A 17638-nucleotide genomic window follows, 5' to 3' on the forward strand; every position below is an offset into this window, starting at 1 on the left:
CCTGCCGCGATGAACGACGCCGCCGCCCCCTTTGGCCCCCCGCCTTCCCCCACCCTGGGGGACGCCATGCGTTTCGCCTTCGGAACGCTGACCGTGCTGCCCGTACGACTGCGCCGCTGGGACCGGGCGGCGGCGCGCGGCGGAATGCTGTGCGCGCCCGTGGCGGGCCTGGTCGTCGGCCTGGCGGCAGCGGCCCTCGGCACCCTGCTCCTCCTCCTGGACAGCGGCCCCCTGCTCGCCGCCGTCGCGACGGCCGCCGTGCCCGCCGTCCTGACCCGCGGCCTGCACCTGGACGGGCTCGCCGACACCGCCGACGGCCTGGGCAGCGGCAAACCCGCCGAGGACGCGCTGCGCATCATGAAGCAGTCCGACATCGGCCCGTTCGGCGTGATCACCCTGCTCTTCACCCTGCTGGCCCAGGTCGCCGCCCTGGCCCAGCTGTACGAACGCGGCTGGGCGCACGGCGCGGCGGCCGCCGTCGTCGCCGCCGTCACCGCGCGCTGCGCCCTCACCCTCGCCGCGCGCCCCGGTGTCCCCCCGGCCCGCCCCGAAGGGCTCGGCGCCGCCGTGGCCGGCACGGTACCGCTGCGCGCGGCGGCGGCCACGGCGCTCGCCGTCGTCGCCCTCTGCGCCGCTCTCGGCGCCCACTCGGGCCCGTACGGAGCCCTCCACACGGGCCTGGCCGCCCTCCTCGCCCTCGCCGCGGGCGAAGCGGCCCTCCGCCGCTGCCGCCACCGCTTCGGCGGCATCACCGGCGACGTCTTCGGCGCCATCGCGGAGACTGCGGGGCTGGCGGCGGTCGTCGTGGCGGCCCTGGGCTGACCCCGCCGCTCCGGCGTACGTCCTGCGTCAGCGGGCTCGGCGTCCTACGTCAGCAGGCCTGCCGCCACGCGTCCAGGTGCAGCCGCTTCTGCATCGAGCTGAGCCGGAGCCGCTTCGCGGAGGTGCAGAACCGGGACGCGGGGAGTTCGTACTCGACGTGGAAGACGGCCTTGTCCGCCTTGATGAACGGGGTCATGGTCGCGCACTCGTCGTACTGGGCGCACTGCTCGTTGACGGCGAAGTCGAAGTCGCCGACGAGCTGGGGGATCTGGTCGAGGTCGTTCTTGAGGCCGACGGACATGCCGCGGTCGTGGGCCAGCTTGGCGATCATGCGGTTGAAGGCGAGCTGGTGCTCGGCCGTCAGTTCGAAGCCGGTGTCGTTCTTGTAGCCGTCGACGTTGTCCGGCTCGACCGCGTCGAAGCCCTTGTCCCGGCACATGTCGAAGCGCTTGGCCATCAGCGGGCGCAGGACGTCCAGACGGCGGATGTCGAGCCAGCGCTCACCCTCCCAGCCGTTCTCCTCGCCGATGACGTCCTTGGGGAAGTGGCGCGCGTCCGGGCGGAAGTCCTCGTAGGCGCCGACGCTGATGTAGCAGATGGCCTTGCGGCCGCGCTGGTGGAGGTCGGCGACGGTGGCCGCCTTCTGGTTGAAGCCGTCGATGTCGTAGACGGGCGCGTCCACGGAGAGGTCGAGCTTCCCGGTGAGCTGCCACTGCCAGGCGACGCCGGGCTCGGGGTGCCAGATGGGGCGGGGCTTGCCGCCGGGACTGCCCGAACCGCTCGGGCTGCCGGAGCCGCTCGGACTCCCGGGGCTGCCCGGGCTGCCGGTACCCGGACTCGCGCTGTGGCTCGGCTTGCCGTCCGGGCCGGGCGGGAGCTGGGAACAGGCGGTGCTGACGAGCAGGAGCGAGCCGAGGAGGAGCAGGAGTCTCTTGCGGAGGTGCGGGGGGTTCATCGGGGGGTCTCCAGATAGGGCGGAAGCGCGTCCCAAGGGTGCGGCGCGGTGCCGGGGACGGCGCAGTGCACGGCGGCCCCGCGCTGCCGGGCCAGCTCGGCGGCGGCCTCGGCGCAGGTTTCGGGGAGGCCGTGGATCAGATGGCAGAAGCGCTCGGGCGGATGGTGGGCGGTCCACGGCGGGATCTCGGCGTTCGCGTACACCGCCCAGCTGTTCTCGAAGGTGACCAGGAGGTCGGCGAAGTCGAGGTAGCGGGGGTGCGGGTGGAGGCCGTGGTTGAGGACGACGGTGCGGGCGCCGGCGGCGCGCGCGGCGACCGTCAGGCGGCTGTAGTGCAGGAGGAGCCCGGCGTCGGCCGCGGCCTGGTCGAAGAACGCGCCGTCGGCCGCGTACCACTCGCGGTGCCGCAGCAGGTCCTGGACGACGGCCGCGTGCGGGCGGCGGCCGTAGTCGGTGTCGGTGTAGCCGAGGACCCGTACGCCCGCGGCCCGCAGCTGCCCGGCGACCTCCGCGAAGTCCGGGTCGGGGGCGGTGCCGGGGCCGTTGGCCGGGTTGAGCACCACGCCGTAGAGATCGGGGGCCGCCGCGACCAGTCGCCGCCAGGCGTCGGGGCGCTCGGCCGGGTGCTCGTAGAGCGGAACCAGCAACTGGCGGGAGGCCGGGCGGGGCTGCCCCGGGGACGGCCGGGTCATGGTTCGGGGGCTCCTGTCGGAAATGGGACGAGATGCTGAGGATACGAGTACGCCGGGAGATACGGGGACCCGGCACCGGTTACCGGCCAAGTGGCGGGTGCGCGGGTGGCCTTGGCGGCGGGCGTTCCGTACGGGCCGCGGGATGCGACCGTACGGAACGTGGGGTACGCGGGCGATGGGACCCGGCGCGGGGGCCCGGCGCCGGTTGCGCATGTGCCGCGGGCCTCAGCGGTGGGCCGTGGCGCGGCCCAGCAGGGCGGAGACGAGGGCGGCCAGGACGAGCGCGGCAACGCCGCAGACCACCAGCTGCCCGACGGCCGGGGACAGCGGCCCGGTCACCAGGACCGCGGTCTGGGCCGCCGCGGCCAGGCCGCACACCACCGCCGCGACCGGCACTGCCCCGAACGCCTGCAGCAGCAGCGCGGTCCACAGCACCGTGCCCAGACACAGCAGTCCCAGGGCGTGCGGCACGTCCATCGGCGGCCCCTGCCGCCACAGGAGGGTTCCGGCGCCGCCGAGCAGGGCGAGCACCGCGAGGTAGGAGACCAGGCACCGGGCCAGCGCGCCGGAGGTGGCGCGCCAGAACCCGGCGGGGGTGGTGCTGGCACGCAGCCCGGCCACGGCACGGCTGCGGTAGCGGTACAGCAGCCACTCGGCGGGCCCCATGCTGAGCGTGAGCGCCACCGCGGCGGGCGCCGCGACCTCGGCCCGCGCCCCGTACCGCAGGACGTCGCCGAGCGCCGTGAGCAGCACCAGCACCCCGATGGCCAGGCCGAAGAGCCCGTACGGCAGGGAGGCCGCCGCCCGCGGCCCCGGCCCGTCCTGGCGCGGCTCACGGCGGCACCGCAGCACGGTGACGGACGCCAGCGCGACGGCGGTGCCGAGCGAGAGGACGAGCAGGGCCACCCGTACGGCGTCCGGCGGCACGTACACCGCCATCAGCGCGGCACCGAGGCCGACCGGGGCCAGCGCGTACAGCAGCCACCGTTCCTGCCCGAAGACGAGCAGCGTGGTGGCCGCGCCGAGGTAGGCGGCCTGCCCGGCGGCGAAGGCCACCGCGCCGGGCGCGTCCGCGTCGGCGGCGCCGACGATCCAGGCGACCGCGGCGCCCACCAGCGCGCCGAGCGGGGCGCCGACGGCGAGGGCGCGGGCGGCGGGCCACCGCGCGCCCAGGCCGAGCCAGGAGTACGCCCGGTGGGCGAGTGCCTGGTTCCAGACCCAGCCGGTCAGGGCGCCGGCCAGCAGCGGCATCGTGCCCGCGGGCAGCCCGCGGGCGTCCGGCGGGCCGGACAGCAGGTGGGAGCCGAGGACGTAGGCGAGTCCGGGCAGCGCGAAGACCAGGGCGCGCAGCAGACAGCCGAGCAGGCTGACCCGCCAGGGGTCGGTGATCACTCGGTCCGGTTCGGGGTAGCTGCGCGGAATGCGTTCGTACAGTTCCTCGGCCAGCGCGAAGGAGTTCTCGCGCCCGTAGGTGAGCTTGATCTGGTCGTCGCTCATGCCGTCGGACTCGATGATGGCGGCGATCTCGTCGGGGTGGACGGCCGCGGCGATCAGGTCGCCCATGCGCCGGGCGAGTTCGTCGATCGGGTCGGGCGCCGCCCAGTGCGGTCGCCGGCGCGGTACGTCCGGCAGGGCGTCCGTACGGCCCTTGCCCTCGCCCGGCACCAGCCACAGCGATCCGCTCACCAGCCGGCCCCGTCCGCGGCGAGGGGGGTGGCCCACGGCCCGCGGAGCTGCAGCGTCCACTCCTCTCGCGGCTGGCCGGCGGTCTGCGCGGCGGCGCCGTCGAGTTCGCGGTAGATGGTGCGGAAGCCGTCGACGGAGCGGCGCAGGGTGAACTGGTCGATGACCCGCTGGCGGGCCCGGCTGCCGAGTTCGGCGCGCTTCTCCCAGCCGCCCTTCAGCAGTTCCAGGGTGGCCTTGGCCATCGCTTCCGGTTCCCGCGGCGGGACGACCAGCCCGGTGTCGCCGACCGCCTCGCGCACGCCGCCGACGTCGGTGGAGACGGTGGACCGGCCGCAGGACATGGCCTCTATCAGGCTGAACGGGAAGCCCTCGGAGATGCTGGAGAGCATGACGATGCTGCCGGCGGCGTAGGCGCGCGCCACGTCGTCGATGCGCCCCTCCCAGCTGAGCCCGTCGGTCACGCCGAGCGAGGCGGCCAGCTTCTCGCAGCGGGTCTTGTACGCCTCGCCGCCGGCCGGCACCCCGCCGAACAGGCGCAGCCGCAGGTCGGGGACCTCGGCGCGGCACAGCGCGTAGGCGCGGATGAGGGTTTCCAGGTCCTTGATGGGGTCGATCCGCCCGGCCCAGCTCAGCGTGGGAGCGTCCGGTTCCTGTTCGGCGTGCGGGAAGAGCTGGACGTCGACGCCGTTGTAGACGGTGCGGATCTTCTCGGGCGGGGTTCCGCCGCGCTCCTCCCACCGGGTGTTGTACTTGTTGCACGGGGTGATCAGGTCGGCGGCCCGGTAGCTCTCGATGGTCAGCTGCCGGTAGAAGCCGAGCATCAGGGCCTTGACGGGCCAGCGCTGCGCGTCGGAGCGGTAGCCGAGGTAGCGCTCGCGCAGGTAGATGCCGTGCTCGGTGAGCAGGAACGGTACGCCGTCGAACTCCTTGGCGGCGAGCGCCGGCAGGCAGGCCAGCCCGTTGCTCACCGCGTGCGCCACGCTGTCCCGCGGTACGCGTACGGACAGCGGCCGCAGGGCGTGCTCCAGCAGGTCGGTGGCGGTCAGCGCGTCGTGCACGGTGGGCTCGGCGGCCCGCGTGGCGACGTGCGGCAGGGTCCAGATCCACATCAGGGAGCGCAGCGCGGACTCGGTGCGCAGCGCGGCGCTGAGGCGTCCTTCGCGGGCGAGCGCGGCCAGTGCGTACAGCTCGGTGCCGAAGTCGGTGCAGGACTGCGGGTCCAGCATGGACAGCAGGAAGCGCTCGTAGGTGTCGACGAAGCGGCGGCGCTCGCGGCCCCGGAACAGCCCGGCGGTGCGCCGTCCCGGCGGCGGGCCCCACATGGGCACGGAGGAGCGCGCGTAGACGTTGTCGGGCAGGTCCCAGGTCACCGGCTCGCGGCCGCTGCCGGTGAGCGCGATGACGTTGAAGCGGACTTCGGGCATGCCCCGTACGAGCTGGTCGCACCAGGTGGAGACGCCGCCGTGGACGTGCGGGTAGGTCCCCTCGGTGAGCATGGTGACGTGCCTGCCGGGCTGCGGCGCGTCCTCGGGCTGCCGACTTCGGCTGCCGACCTCGTACAGGGTTGCGTTCATGGCGAATCCCCCCCGGGAAATGAGTGCTGGGTCGAGCGGTACGGAGCGCGCGGGCGCGGGTGCTGCGGGCACCGCGCGGGCGCGCTGCGCGGCCGGCGGCCGTGCCGGCCTGGTGCGGGCGCGTGCGAACTGCGGGGACGTGTGTGCGGGACTGCGGGGACGGGCGTGGGGGCGGTGCGGCGGCGCGCCGGGGACGGTGCGCGGGCACAGCCGCCGGACACCGGTGCGGACGCGTCCGTACCTGCGCGTCCGTACTGGCGTCCGGGTGCGCCGTCGCGCACCGGCGTGCCGGTGCGGGCGCGGTGGAGCTTTGCGGGTACATCGGTGCGGGTGCCGCGCCGTGACGTGCCGCGTTGCGGGTGCGGCCGGACACGTGCGGCGGTGCGGGAGCGCACGCGGGGTCGCGGTGCGCCGTCATCGGTGGTGGCGTGCTGGCGGGCGGGCAGCGGTCGGTGCGGGACTTCGGTTCCGGCGGTGGCGGGACGTGGCCGGACACCGGCCGCCCGGTCCCGGCGCGCCCGGCAGGTCGTGCGGGCCGGGCGGCGCCGGGGACGCGTCAGGCGGTCGTCGGAAGCTGGAGCGTGATGGCCGCTCCGGGCGACTGCGCTGTGGCCCACTCCGATACCCGTCCGGCATAACTCGTGCCGAATTCCGCGGTCCCGTTAGGGAGTTGTGTTCTGGTTCCGTCGGGCATCGTAGCCGCAGCGGCCACCCCGTCCGGCGACGTGATGGTGACAGTGTCGCCAATTCTGTATGCCGTCACCGAACCGGCGTCCAGCGCCCGCTGCCAGGCCGCACGCTGCTGCAACTCGCGTCCGATGTCCCGGTGCCGCTGGTTGACGACGGGCGTGCTGTCGGCGAAGAACCCGCGATAGTCGGCCAGAACTTTGTCCAGAACCGGATAGGCGATCCGGTCCTCGGCGAGGTTCGACTGGTGGATGTAGTGGGGACGCGGATCGTTGGCCAGAGCGTGTCCGAGGGCGGTCCGCACCTCCTGCGGGACGATGTAGGAGGCGTAGCCGGTGGAGGTCGGCAGCGGCCCGGACATGCAGGTGGAGTTGGGGTCGGTCTCGCAGATCCCGCTGCCGCCGTCGGCCTTGCTGGTGTAGATCCAGTTGTACTCGTCGACCTCTTCGGCCGCCTTGCCCACGTTGTAGTACACGTTCATCGGGTAGCGCGGCACGGTCAGCGCCGCACCGGCCGGGCGCTGTGCGGACTCCCGCGAGTTGTCGCTCGCGAGCCACTTGACGCCGGTGGCGGCGAGCGCCGGGGCGAGGTTGGGGTTGTCCTGCGGCTGCTGCGGCAGGGACTTCAGGCCGGAGTGCTCACCGGTGACCAGCTCCGAGGGGTCCAGGCTCAGGCCCCTGGACACGCCCCAGGCGTGGTTCTTCTCGATCTCGCCGGCGATCTCGGCGCGGCTGACCCACCGGGTGCTGCCGAACAGGTCCTTGGAGCAGCGCCAGGGCACGACCGAGGTGTCCTGGACGCAGCCGAGGAAGGGGTGCGTCCAGGTGTGGTTGACCCAGCGGTAGTCGTCCTTGTCGGCGAGCAGCCGGTCGGCCATCGCGTCCGTCCCGCCGTGCTCCGACTTCCACTCCTCGCCGGAGCCGGCGTTGTAGACCATGTCGAGCTGGTAGCCGCTGACGCGCTGCCACTCGGCGGCGTACGCGGCGTCCGCCTCGGTCATCCGGATCGGCGTGGTGTCCGGGACGCCGGAGGGGCAGTCGAAGTCGCCGGGGGTGCAGTTGTTCTGCACGTCCCAGCGGGCGTCCGGGGCGAAGATGTCGTCGACCTGGACGGAGAAGTAGTTGCGGCTCTGGCCGAGGTGGACGCCCTGGGTGAGCCAGTCCACGATGCCGCGGGCGAGCAGCCGGAACTGCTGCTGGTAGCGGTTCTGCGCGAAGGTGATGACCAGCTCGCGGCGGCCGTCGCGGGCGTACTCGCCGACCAGCGAGCCGCGGGCGGAGGTGCCGGGCACCGCCGCGTCCAGGTACGGCGTGAAGGTGGCCCCGGCGGGCGGGGCGGCGAGCGGCTGCGCGACGTAGCCGTAGGACTCGGAGACCTGCGGGTCGGCGTCCTCGAAGGGCACCGCGCCCTTCAGGTAGCCGAAGGGCCCCGCCTTGCCGGCGTCGGTGGTGCGGGTGGCGAAGCCGTCCAGCACCCCGGCGTAGCCGCCGTCGTCGGGCGTGCGCAGGCCGACGTCGGGCCGGGCGTAGGTGTAGGCGTCCACCTGCGGGATCTTGTACGTGGTCTCGTACGCCTTCAGGGCCGCCAGCTCGGTGGAGGCGGCCGTGCCGAAGGGATTGTCGTTCGGCAGGACGACGCCCTGGAACTTGGCGCGCGGCCGGCCGTCCACCGTGTCGCTGAGGAACGCCTCGTTGATCAGCGGGCGGCCGGCGGCGGTCAGGTCGACGGTGGTGTACGGGATGCCTTGGCTGCGGAGTTCGGCGACGATGGCGTCAGTGGACTCGCCGCCGTCGCTCACCACCAGTATCCGCAGGTCGATGCGTGGTACGGCGTCGGCCGCCGCGGGCGCGGCCTGCGCGGCGGGGGCACTCACCGCCAACGGCAGTGCCGTGACCAACGCCGCGGCGAGTGCGGTTAAGACTCTGGCCGGTCTGACCTTGCTGCCCATGGGCGCAACCCCTCTTCCCCCCGGAAGTCCCCCTGCTTCCGGAAGCGGCACCGGGCAGGCTCGTGGACATCATGCGAAGGTTCCATGCCGTCTATCCCACAGTCGCACCGACTGTGACGCACGTCTCATTCGGCGCAGGAGAATTGACGGCGCCCTCTGGTGTACGGACCGGCCGTGTCACCCGTGGGAATCGGCAACTCCCCCAACTCCAGGAGACGTTGGTGCCACAGGGGCGGGTGTTGCAGATGTGACGGGCCAGGCCGATCCGGTATCAAGCGGTTACGGGCGGCGGACCCGAGCGTAGGCTCGGCCGCAGCAGCGCCCTCGGCGCGAACGGACACCCGGACGGAACAGGACTCTCATCACCGTGACTGCACTGACCCTCAGCACATCCTCCGCCGCGACGTTGCGTGCGGACGCCGTCGTCGTCGGCGTGGCCAAGGGCGCCAAGGGCGTCGTCGTGGCCCCCGGCGCCGAGGCCGTGGACAAGGCGTTCGACGGCGGGCTCGCCGCCGTACTGGAGACCCTCGGCGCGAGCGGTGCCGAGGGCGAGACCACCAAGCTGCCCGCTCCCGCCGGCCTGAAGGCCGCGGTCGTGCTGGCGGTCGGCCTGGGCGAGGCCCCCGAGGGGGACGAGGAGTACGACACCGAGGCGCTGCGCCGCGCCGCCGGCTCCGCCGCCCGCGCCCTGGCCGGCACCAAGAAGGCCGGCTTCGCGCTGCCCACCGGGGACGCCGGCGACGCCGCCGCGGTCGCCGAGGGCGCGCTGCTCGGCGCGTACGTCTTCACCGCGTACCGCAGCGACAGCGGCGACGCGAAGGGCGCCCGCGGCGCCAGGAAGACCGACGGCAAGGCGCCGCTGGGCGAGATCGCGCTCCTCGGAGCCAAGCCGCGCGACAAGGCCTTCAAGGCCGCCGCCGAGCGCGCCGAGGCCCTGGCCGCCGAGGTCAACCGCGCCCGCGACCTGATCAACACCCCCTCCAACGACCTCACCCCGAAGTCCTTCGCCGCGCACGCCCAGGCCGCCGCGAAGGAGTTCGGCCTCAAGGCCGAGGTGCTGGACGAGAAGGCCCTGAAGAAGGGCGGCTACGGCGGCCTGATGGGCGTCGGCCAGGGTTCGGACAACCCGCCGCGCCTGGTACGGATCGCCTACACCCACCCGAAGGCCGAAAAGACCCTGGCGCTCGTCGGCAAGGGCATCACCTACGACTCGGGCGGCATCTCCCTGAAGCCGGCCGGCTTCAACGAGACCATGAAGTGCGACATGAGCGGCGCCGCCGCCGTGTTCGCCACGGTCGTGGCCGCCGCCCGCCTGGGCCTGCGGGTCAACGTCACCGGCTGGCTGGCGCTCGCCGAGAACATGCCGTCGGGCAACGCGATGCGCCCCGGCGACGTGCTGACCATGTACAACGGCAAGACCGTCGAGGTGCTGAACACCGACGCCGAGGGCCGGCTCGTACTGGCCGACGCGCTGACCCGCGCCTCGGAGGAGCAGCCCGACGCGATCGTGGACGTCGCGACGCTGACCGGCGCGATGGTGCTGGCGCTGGGCAACCGGACCTTCGGGATCATGGCCAACGACGACGCCTTCCGGACCAGCCTGCACGAGATCGCCGAGGCGGCCGGCGAGCCGTCCTGGCCGATGCCGATGCCGGGCGAGCTGCGCCGGACCATGGACTCCCCGGTGGCCGACCTGAAGAACATCGGCGAGCGGGCCGGCGGCGGCCTGCTGGCCGGCGTGTTCCTTCAGGAGTTCGTGGGCGAGGGCATCACCTGGGCCCACCTGGACATCGCCGGCCCGGCCTTCCACGAGAGCGCGCCCTTCGGCTACACCCCCAAGGGCGGCACCGGCTCCGCGGTCCGCACCCTGGTGCGGCTGGCCGAGCGCACCGCGGACGGTGACCTCGGCTGACGCCCTCCCGGTTACTCCCGCTTTGTCCGTACGGTCCCGGGCCCGGCGCCCGGGACCGTACGCGCGTGTTCGCCCTCGACGAAATCCGCACACCCGTACGCCGGAGTAACCGCACGCGCAACCCCCCGGAACGGCCATCGTGCCGCTCCACAGCCCGGCCCGCCGTCCCGCCCGCCTTCAACAAGTGCGAAGATGGGTTCTTGGCAGGACAGGGCCCCCCTTACCCAGGGCCGAACCAACCAGCGGCCGATCAACAGCCGCCGCCCGGTCACCGAAGACCGGCTCCGGCGTACCCATGCATGGAGGACGTGACGTGGCGAACGACGCCAGCACCGTTTTCGACCTAGTGATCCTCGGAGGCGGTAGCGGCGGTTACGCCGCTGCCCTGCGCGGGGCGCAGCTGGGCCTGGACGTCGCCCTGATCGAGAAGAACAAGCTCGGCGGCACCTGCCTGCACAACGGCTGCATTCCCACCAAGGCCCTGCTGCACGCCGGCGAGATCGCGGACCAGGCCCGCGAAGCCGCGCAGTTCGGCGTCAAGGCCACCCTCGACGGCATCGACATCGAGGGTGTGCACAAGTACAAGGACGAGGTCATCTCGGGCCTGTACAAGGGACTGCAGGGCCTGGTCGCCTCCCGCAAGGTGACCTACATCGAGGGTGAGGGCCGGCTGTCCTCCCCCACCTCCGTCGACGTGAACGGTCAGCGCGTCCAGGGCCGCCACGTCCTGCTGGCGACCGGCTCCGTGCCGAAGTCCCTGCCGGGCCTGGAGATCGACGGCGACCGCATCATCTCCTCGGACCACGCGCTGAAGCTGGACCGCGTGCCGAAGTCCGCGATCGTGCTGGGCGGCGGCGTCATCGGCGTCGAGTTCGCCTCCGCGTGGAAGTCCTTCGGCACCGACGTGACCATCGTCGAGGGCCTCAAGCACCTCGTCCCGGTCGAGGACGAGAACAGCTCCAAGCTGCTGGAGCGGGCCTTCCGCAAGCGCGGCATCAAGTTCAACCTCGGCACCTTCTTCGACAAGGCCGAGTACACCCAGGACGGCGTCAAGGTCACGCTGGCCGACGGCAAGACCTTCGAGGCCGAGGTGCTGCTGGTCGCCATCGGCCGCGGCCCGGTCTCCCAGGGCCTGGGCTACGAGGAGGCCGGGGTCGCCATGGACCGCGGCTACGTCCTGGTCGACGAGTACATGCAGACCAACGTGCCGACGATCTCGGCCGTCGGTGACCTCGTACCGACCCTCCAGCTCGCGCACGTCGGCTTCGCCGAGGGCATCCTGGTGGCGGAGCGGCTGGCCGGCATCAAGACCGTGCCGATCGACTACGACGGCGTGCCGCGCGTGACGTACTGCCACCCGGAGGTCGCCTCGGTGGGCATCACCGAGGCGAAGGCCAAGGAGCTGTACGGTGCCGACAAGGTCGTCGCTCTGAAGTACAACCTCGCGGGCAACGGCAAGAGCAAGATCCTCAAGACCGCGGGCGAGATCAAGCTCGTCCAGGTCAAGGACGGTGCCGTGGTCGGCGTCCACATGGTCGGTGACCGTATGGGCGAGCAGGTCGGCGAGGCCCAGCTGGTCTACAACTGGGAAGCCCTGCCGGCCGAGGTTGCGCAGCTCATCCACGCGCACCCGACGCAGAACGAGGCGCTCGGCGAGGCCCACCTGGCCCTGGCCGGCAAGCCTCTCCACTCCCACGACTGATCCCGGTCCGGGCGCGACCACATACCCGTTTTCGTAAGGAGCAAGAGAAACCATGGCGGTTTCCGTAACCCTTCCGGCGCTCGGCGAGAGCGTCACCGAGGGCACCGTCACCCGCTGGCTGAAGGCCGAGGGTGAGCGCGTAGAGGCCGACGAGCCTCTGCTGGAGGTGTCGACCGACAAGGTCGACACCGAGATCCCCGCCCCCGCCGCCGGCGTGCTGGCCTCCATCAAGGTGGCCGAGGACGAGACCGTCGAGGTCGGCGCCGAGCTGGCGATCATCGACGACGGCAGCGGCGCGCCCGCGGCCGAGTCCGCCCCGGCGCAGGCCGAGGCGCCCGCCGAGGAGGCCCCGGCGCAGCCGGAGCCCGCCGCGGCCCCCGCCCAGGAAGCCCCCCAGCAGGAGGCCCCCGCGGCCCCGGCCGGCGGCGCCCAGGGTACGGACGTCGTCCTCCCCGCGCTCGGCGAGAGCGTCACCGAGGGCACCGTCACCCGCTGGCTCAAGGAGGTCGGCGAGGAGGTGGCCGAGGACGAGCCGCTGCTGGAGGTCTCCACCGACAAGGTCGACACCGAGATCCCCGCCCCCGCCGCCGGCACCCTGCTGGAGATCGTGGTCGGCGAGGACGAGACCGCGGAGGTCGGCGCCAAGCTGGCCGTCATCGGTGCCAAGGGTGCTGCCCCGGCGCAGGCCGAGGCCCCCGCGGCTCCGGCTCCCGCCCCCGCCCAGGAGGCTCCGAAGCAGGAGGCTCCCAAGCAGGAAGCCCCCGCTCCGGCCCCCCAGGCCCCCTCGGCCCCCGCGCCGCAGCAGGTCACCACCCCCGCCCCGGACCCGGCCCCGGCCGCTCCGGCCCCGGCGCCGGCTCCGGCCGCCGCCCCCGTCACCCCGGCCCCGGCCGCGGGTGAGGCGGACGCCGCGTACGTCACCCCCCTGGTCCGCAAGCTGGCCCAGGAGAACGGCGTGGACCTGGGCTCGGTCAAGGGCACCGGCGTCGGCGGCCGTATCCGCAAGCAGGACGTCATCGCCGCCGCCGAGGCCGCCAAGCAGCAGGCCGCCCCGGCCGCTGCCGCCGCCCCGGCCGCCTCGAAGGCCCCCGCCATCGAGGCGTCGCCGCTGCGCGGCCAGACCGTCAAGATGCCGCGGATGCGCAAGGTCATCGGCGACAACATGATGAAGGCCCTGCACGGCCAGGCGCAGCTGACCTCCGTGGTCGAGGTGGACATCACCAAGATCATGCGGATGCGCAACAAGGCCAAGGACGCCTTCGCGCAGCGTGAGGGCGTCAAGCTCTCCCCGATGCCGTTCTTCGTCAAGGCCGCTGTCCAGGCGCTGAAGGCCCACCCGGTCGTCAACGCCCGGATCAACGAGGACGAGGGCACGATCACCTACTTCGACACCGAGAACGTCGGTATCGCGGTGGACGCGGAGAAGGGCCTGATGACCCCGGTCATCAAGGGCGCGGGCGACCTGAACATCGCCGGCGTCGCCCGTAAGACCGCGGAGCTGGCCGGCAAGGTCCGCTCCAACAAGATCACCCCGGACGACCTCGCCGGCGCGACCTTCACGATCAGCAACACCGGCTCGCGCGGTGCGCTGTTCGACACGGTCATCGTGCCGCCGAACCAGGTCGGCATCCTGGGCATCGGCGCCACCGTCAAGCGCCCGGTGGTCGTCGACCACCCGGAGCTGGGCGAGACCATCGCCGTGCGCCACATGACCTACCTGGCGCTCTCCTACGACCACCGCCTGGTGGACGGTGCCGACGCGGCCCGTTACCTGACGACGGTCAAGCAGATCCTGGAGGCCGGCGAGTTCGAGACCGAGATCGGTCTCTGAGCACGGTAGCCACCGCGTAGGTGTGCAGGGTCGGCCCCGGTTCGTACAAGTTCGTACGAGCCGGGGCCGACCCGTTTTCGTTGCACGGATAATGGCCGTCCTGTGTTTCCCGCGCCGCCCCGCGGCACGGGGCCCGGCCGCCGCCAGCCGCACGCTCTGAAGGAGCACCTCATGACCCCGCCCGTTGTCCATTCGCTCCGCGAGCAGATCCGCGAGCACATCCTCGAAGGGATCGTCAGCGGCCGCTGGCAGCCCGGTGAGCGGATCGTGGAACGGCGGATCGCGGTCGAGCTGGAGGTCAGCCAGACGCCCGTACGGGAGGCGCTGCGCGAGCTGGAGTCGCTCCAGCTGATCGAGTCGGCGCCGAACAAGGGCGTACGGGTGCGGAACCTGACCGCCGACGACCTCAAGGAGAGCTACCCGGTGCGGGCCGGCCTGGAGCAGGTGGCGGCCGAGCTGGCCGCCGGGCGGCTGGCCGAGGACACCGCGGCGCTGGACCGGGAGGTGGCGGCGCTGTGCGAGGCGGACCGGCACGGCGACGGCGAGGCGCAGGTCCGGCACACGGTCGCCTTCCACCGCGAGATCGTGCGCGCCGCCCGTAACGCCGTCCTGCTGCACACCTGGGAGTCGCTGGGCGTCGAGGTGTGGACGACGCTGTCCATCCGCTGGTTCAGTCCGGAGCCGCGTTCGCACGCGCGGGACCACCAGGAGATCGTGGACGCGTTCCGGCGGCGGGACCCGAGGATCGGCGAGCTGCTGAAGAGCCATGTGCTGAGCTGCGCGCCCCGGGTCTGAATCCGCAGGTCCGCGCCCCTTTCGCCGACGATTCCCAGCCGCAGCGAGCCTGGCACCCCGTGCCCAGAAGGCTGGCACCCCGTGCCGACCTGCGGTTTTTCCTTCAACTTGCGTTGATCGATCATCGATCAGAGGCGTATCGTCGTTCGTGGGGCGCGACACCCCTGCCTGCCAAGCACTCATCGCACCTCCCTCCTCCGTCCGGAAAGGGGCCACCCATGCCCGATCCCGTACGCATGCCGTACAGCCAGCTCGACCAGGTCCCGGACCGCGACCCGGAGGAGACGGCCGAGTGGCGCGAGTCCCTGGACGCCGTCACGAAGGCGGCAGGCGAGCACCGCGCCGCCTACCTGATGCGCCGTGCCGTGGAGCACACCGGTGCCCCGGGCCTCGCGCCGCTCGAAACCGACTACGTCAACACCATCCCGACCTCCGCCGAGCCCGAGTTCCCGGGCGACGAGGCGATGGAGGCCCGGATCACGGCGTGGAACCGCTGGAACGCGGCCGTCATGGTCACCCGCGGCTCCCGCCTCGGCCTCGGCGGCCACATCGCCACCTTCGCCTCGGCGGCCTGGCTCTACGAGACCGGCTTCCAGCACTTCTTCCGCGGCAAGGAGGCCGACGGGAGCGGTGACCAGCTCTACATCCAGGGCCACGCCTCCCCCGGCATCTACGCCCGCGCCTTCCTCGAAGGCCGCCTCACCGAGGACCAGCTCGACCGCTTCCGCCAGGAGGCGGCCGGTGACGGCCTGCCCTCCTACCCGCACCCGCGGCGCCTGCCCTGGCTGTGGGAGTTCCCCACCGTCTCCATGGGCCTGGGCCCGCTCTCCGCGATCTACCAGGCGCGCTTCAACCGCTACCTGGAGCACCGCGGCATCAAGGACACCTCGAACTCCCACGTGTGGGCGTTCCTCGGTGACGGCGAGATGGACGAGCCCGAGTCGACGGCCGCACTGGCACTGGCCGGCCGCGAGGGCCTGGACAACCTGACCTTCGTCATCAACTGCAACCTGCAGCGCCTGGACGGCCCGGTCCGCCCCAACTTCAAGATCGTGCAGGAGCTGGAGGCCCAGTTCCGCGCCGCGGGCTGGAACGTCATCAAGTCCCTGTGGGGCCAGGCGTGGGACGAGGTCTTCGCCCAGGACACCGACGGCGCCCTGCTCCGCCGCCTGCGCGAGACCCCGGACGCGCAGTTCCAGACGTACGCCACCCGCGACGCCGCCTACCTGCGCGAGCACTTCTTCGGCTCGGACCCGTCGCTCGGCCGCATCGCCCAGGGCCTGTCGGACGCCAAGCTGCTGGAGCTGTTCCAGACCTCCCGCGCCGGCCACGAACCGCGCAAGGTGTACGCCGCATACAAGGCCGCCGTCGAGCACAAGGGCGCGCCGACCGTCATCCTGGCGCAGACCGTCAAGGGCTACACCCTCGGCGAGGGCTTCGAGTCCCGTAACGCCAACCACCAGATGAAGAAGCTCACCGGCGAGCAGTTCCGCACCATGCGCGACCTCCTGGAGCTGCCGATCCCGGACAGCGCCCTGGACGCGGACGTGGTGCCGTACGCCCGCCCGGACGAGAACTCCCCCGAGATGGAGTACCTGCGCGGGCGCCGCGCGGCGCTCGGCGGCCCGGCCCCCGCGCGCAAGGTCGTCGCCAAGCCGCTGCCGATGCCCTCCGACAAGGCGTTCGACGCCCTGAAGAAGGGTTCGGGCGCGCAGGAGATCGCCACCACCATGGCGTTCGTCCGCCTGGTCAAGGACCTGATGCGGGACAAGGAGACCGGCAAGCGCTGGGTGCCGGTCGTGCCCGACGAGGCCCGTACCTTCGGCATGGAGTCGCTGTTCCCGTCCGCCGGGCTCTACTCCCCCGTCGGCCAGACCTACGACCCGGTCGACCGCGACCAGCTCCTGTACTACAAGGAAGCCAAGGACGGCCAGATCCTCAACGAGGGCATCACGGAGGCCGGTTCGCTGGCCGACTTCACCGCGGCGGCGACCTCGTACGCCACCCACGGCGAGCCGATGATCCCGTTCTACATCTTCTACTCGATGTTCGGCTGGCAGCGCACCGCCGACCAGTTCTGGGCGCTCGCCGACCAGCTGGGCCGCGGCTTCGTCATCGGCGCCACGGCCGGCCGTACGACGATGACCGGCGAGGGCCTCCAGCACGCGGACGGCCACTCGCACCTGATCGCCTCCACCAACCCGGCGGCGCTCTCCTACGACCCGGCGTTCGCGTACGAGGTCGCGGTGATCGTCAAGGAGGGCCTGCGCCGGATGTACGGCCCGGACGCGGAGGATGTCTTCTACTACCTGACGGTCTACAACGAGACCAAGGTGCAGCCCGCCATGCCGGAGGGCGTCGAGGAGGGCATCCTCAAGGGCCTCTACCGCTTCAAGGAGGCCGAGCCCGCCGCCGCCGACGCGCCGCGCCTCCAGCTGCTGGCCTCCGGCACCGCCATCCACTGGATCCTGGAGGCCCAGGAGATCCTGGCCCGCGACTGGGGCGTGGCGGCGGACATCTGGTCGGCGCCGTCCTGGACGGAGCTGCGCCGCGACGCGCTGGAGTGCGACGCCGCCCGCCTGGACGGCGAGGACCGCGTCCCGTACGTGACCCGTGCGCTGGCCGGCGCCCCCGGCCCGGTCGTGGCGGTCAGCGACTGGATGCGTGCCGTGCCCGACCAGATCGCGCCGTGGGTCGAGCAGGACTGGACCTCCGTCGGCACCGACGGCTTCGGCCTGTCCGACACCCGTGAGGCGGCCCGCCGCCACTTCGGCGTGGACGCGCAGTCGGTCGTGGTGCAGGCCCTGGCCGCGCTGTCCCGCCGCGGCGACGTGAAGGCGGAGACGGTCAAGGAGGCCAAGGAGCGCTACGGCCTGTAGGCCCGCGCCGGGCGCGGCGGCCCGCCCGCCGCGCCCGCGTCCCGCGCCGGATTCCGGTCCGGCGCCCCCGGCTCCCGTGCGGAGGCCACCTCAACCGCGCCCGGGGTCTCCGCACGGGTCTGCTCTTATGGGCGCGGCTTCCGGCGACTCCCTGC

Annotated in this window: 11 protein-coding genes; 6 read left to right on the top strand and 5 right to left on the bottom strand. The window is 72.7% G+C overall.

Annotation, left to right across the window (positions count from 1 at the left end):
- The first annotated feature begins 9 nt into the window (after positions 1-9).
- The gene (locus ACFV57_RS29745; protein ID WP_385238521.1) at positions 10-822 is read left to right on the top strand and encodes an adenosylcobinamide-GDP ribazoletransferase; all 813 of its coding nucleotides are present in this window, start codon (positions 10-12) and stop codon (positions 820-822) included.
- A gap of 49 nt (positions 823-871) precedes the next feature.
- Here ACFV57_RS29745 and ACFV57_RS29750 read toward each other — a convergent pair whose 3' ends face one another.
- From ACFV57_RS29750 to ACFV57_RS29770, 5 genes are all read right to left on the bottom strand, one after another.
- Positions 872-1777: an endo alpha-1,4 polygalactosaminidase gene (locus ACFV57_RS29750; protein ID WP_385238523.1), complete on the bottom strand. Its 906-nt coding sequence runs from the start codon at positions 1775-1777 to the stop codon at positions 872-874.
- Positions 1774-2469: a spherulation-specific family 4 protein gene (locus ACFV57_RS29755; RefSeq protein ID WP_385238525.1), complete on the bottom strand. Its 696-nt coding sequence runs from the start codon at positions 2467-2469 to the stop codon at positions 1774-1776. Before ACFV57_RS29755 ends, ACFV57_RS29750 begins: the two co-directional genes overlap by 4 nt.
- Positions 2470-2694: 225 nt before the next feature.
- Positions 2695-4155, bottom strand: coding sequence for a hypothetical protein (locus ACFV57_RS29760; protein ID WP_385238527.1), 1461 nt, complete (start codon positions 4153-4155; stop codon positions 2695-2697).
- Positions 4152-5651, bottom strand: a complete 1500-nt coding sequence (gene pelF / locus ACFV57_RS29765; RefSeq protein ID WP_385238554.1) for a GT4 family glycosyltransferase PelF — start codon at positions 5649-5651, stop codon at positions 4152-4154. The genes ACFV57_RS29760 and pelF overlap by 4 nt, the downstream gene beginning before the upstream one ends.
- A 634-nt stretch (positions 5652-6285) precedes the next feature.
- Positions 6286-8364, bottom strand: coding sequence for a hypothetical protein (locus tag ACFV57_RS29770; protein ID WP_385238529.1), 2079 nt, complete (start codon positions 8362-8364; stop codon positions 6286-6288).
- 367 nt (positions 8365-8731) lie between these two features.
- On the opposite strand from ACFV57_RS29770, the gene ACFV57_RS29775 reads away from it, so the two are divergent.
- The 5 genes from ACFV57_RS29775 to aceE all read left to right on the top strand — a co-directional run bounded on the left by ACFV57_RS29775 (position 8732) and on the right by aceE (position 17483).
- Positions 8732-10276, top strand: a complete 1545-nt coding sequence (locus ACFV57_RS29775) for a leucyl aminopeptidase (RefSeq protein WP_385238531.1) — start codon at positions 8732-8734, stop codon at positions 10274-10276.
- Between the two features lie 313 nt (positions 10277-10589).
- Positions 10590-11978 carry a dihydrolipoyl dehydrogenase gene (lpdA, locus tag ACFV57_RS29780; protein WP_385238533.1) on the top strand — a complete coding sequence of 463 codons (1389 nt, stop codon included), beginning with the start codon at positions 10590-10592 and terminating at the stop codon, positions 11976-11978.
- 52 nt (positions 11979-12030) lie between these two features.
- A complete protein-coding gene (sucB, locus tag ACFV57_RS29785; protein WP_385238535.1) occupies positions 12031-13809 on the top strand; it encodes a 2-oxoglutarate dehydrogenase, E2 component, dihydrolipoamide succinyltransferase in 1779 nt (592 codons plus the stop codon).
- A 171-nt stretch (positions 13810-13980) separates the two neighbouring features.
- Positions 13981-14604: a GntR family transcriptional regulator gene (locus ACFV57_RS29790; protein WP_385238537.1), complete on the top strand. Its 624-nt coding sequence runs from the start codon at positions 13981-13983 to the stop codon at positions 14602-14604.
- Positions 14605-14822: 218 nt separating this feature from the next.
- Positions 14823-17483, top strand: coding sequence for a pyruvate dehydrogenase (acetyl-transferring), homodimeric type (gene aceE, locus ACFV57_RS29795; protein WP_385238539.1), 2661 nt, complete (start codon positions 14823-14825; stop codon positions 17481-17483).
- Positions 17484-17638: the final 155 nt, after the last annotated feature.

Origin of the sequence: Streptomyces sp. NPDC059788, assembly GCF_042732265.1 — a bacterium.
GTDB lineage: Bacteria > Actinomycetota > Actinomycetes > Streptomycetales > Streptomycetaceae > Streptomyces.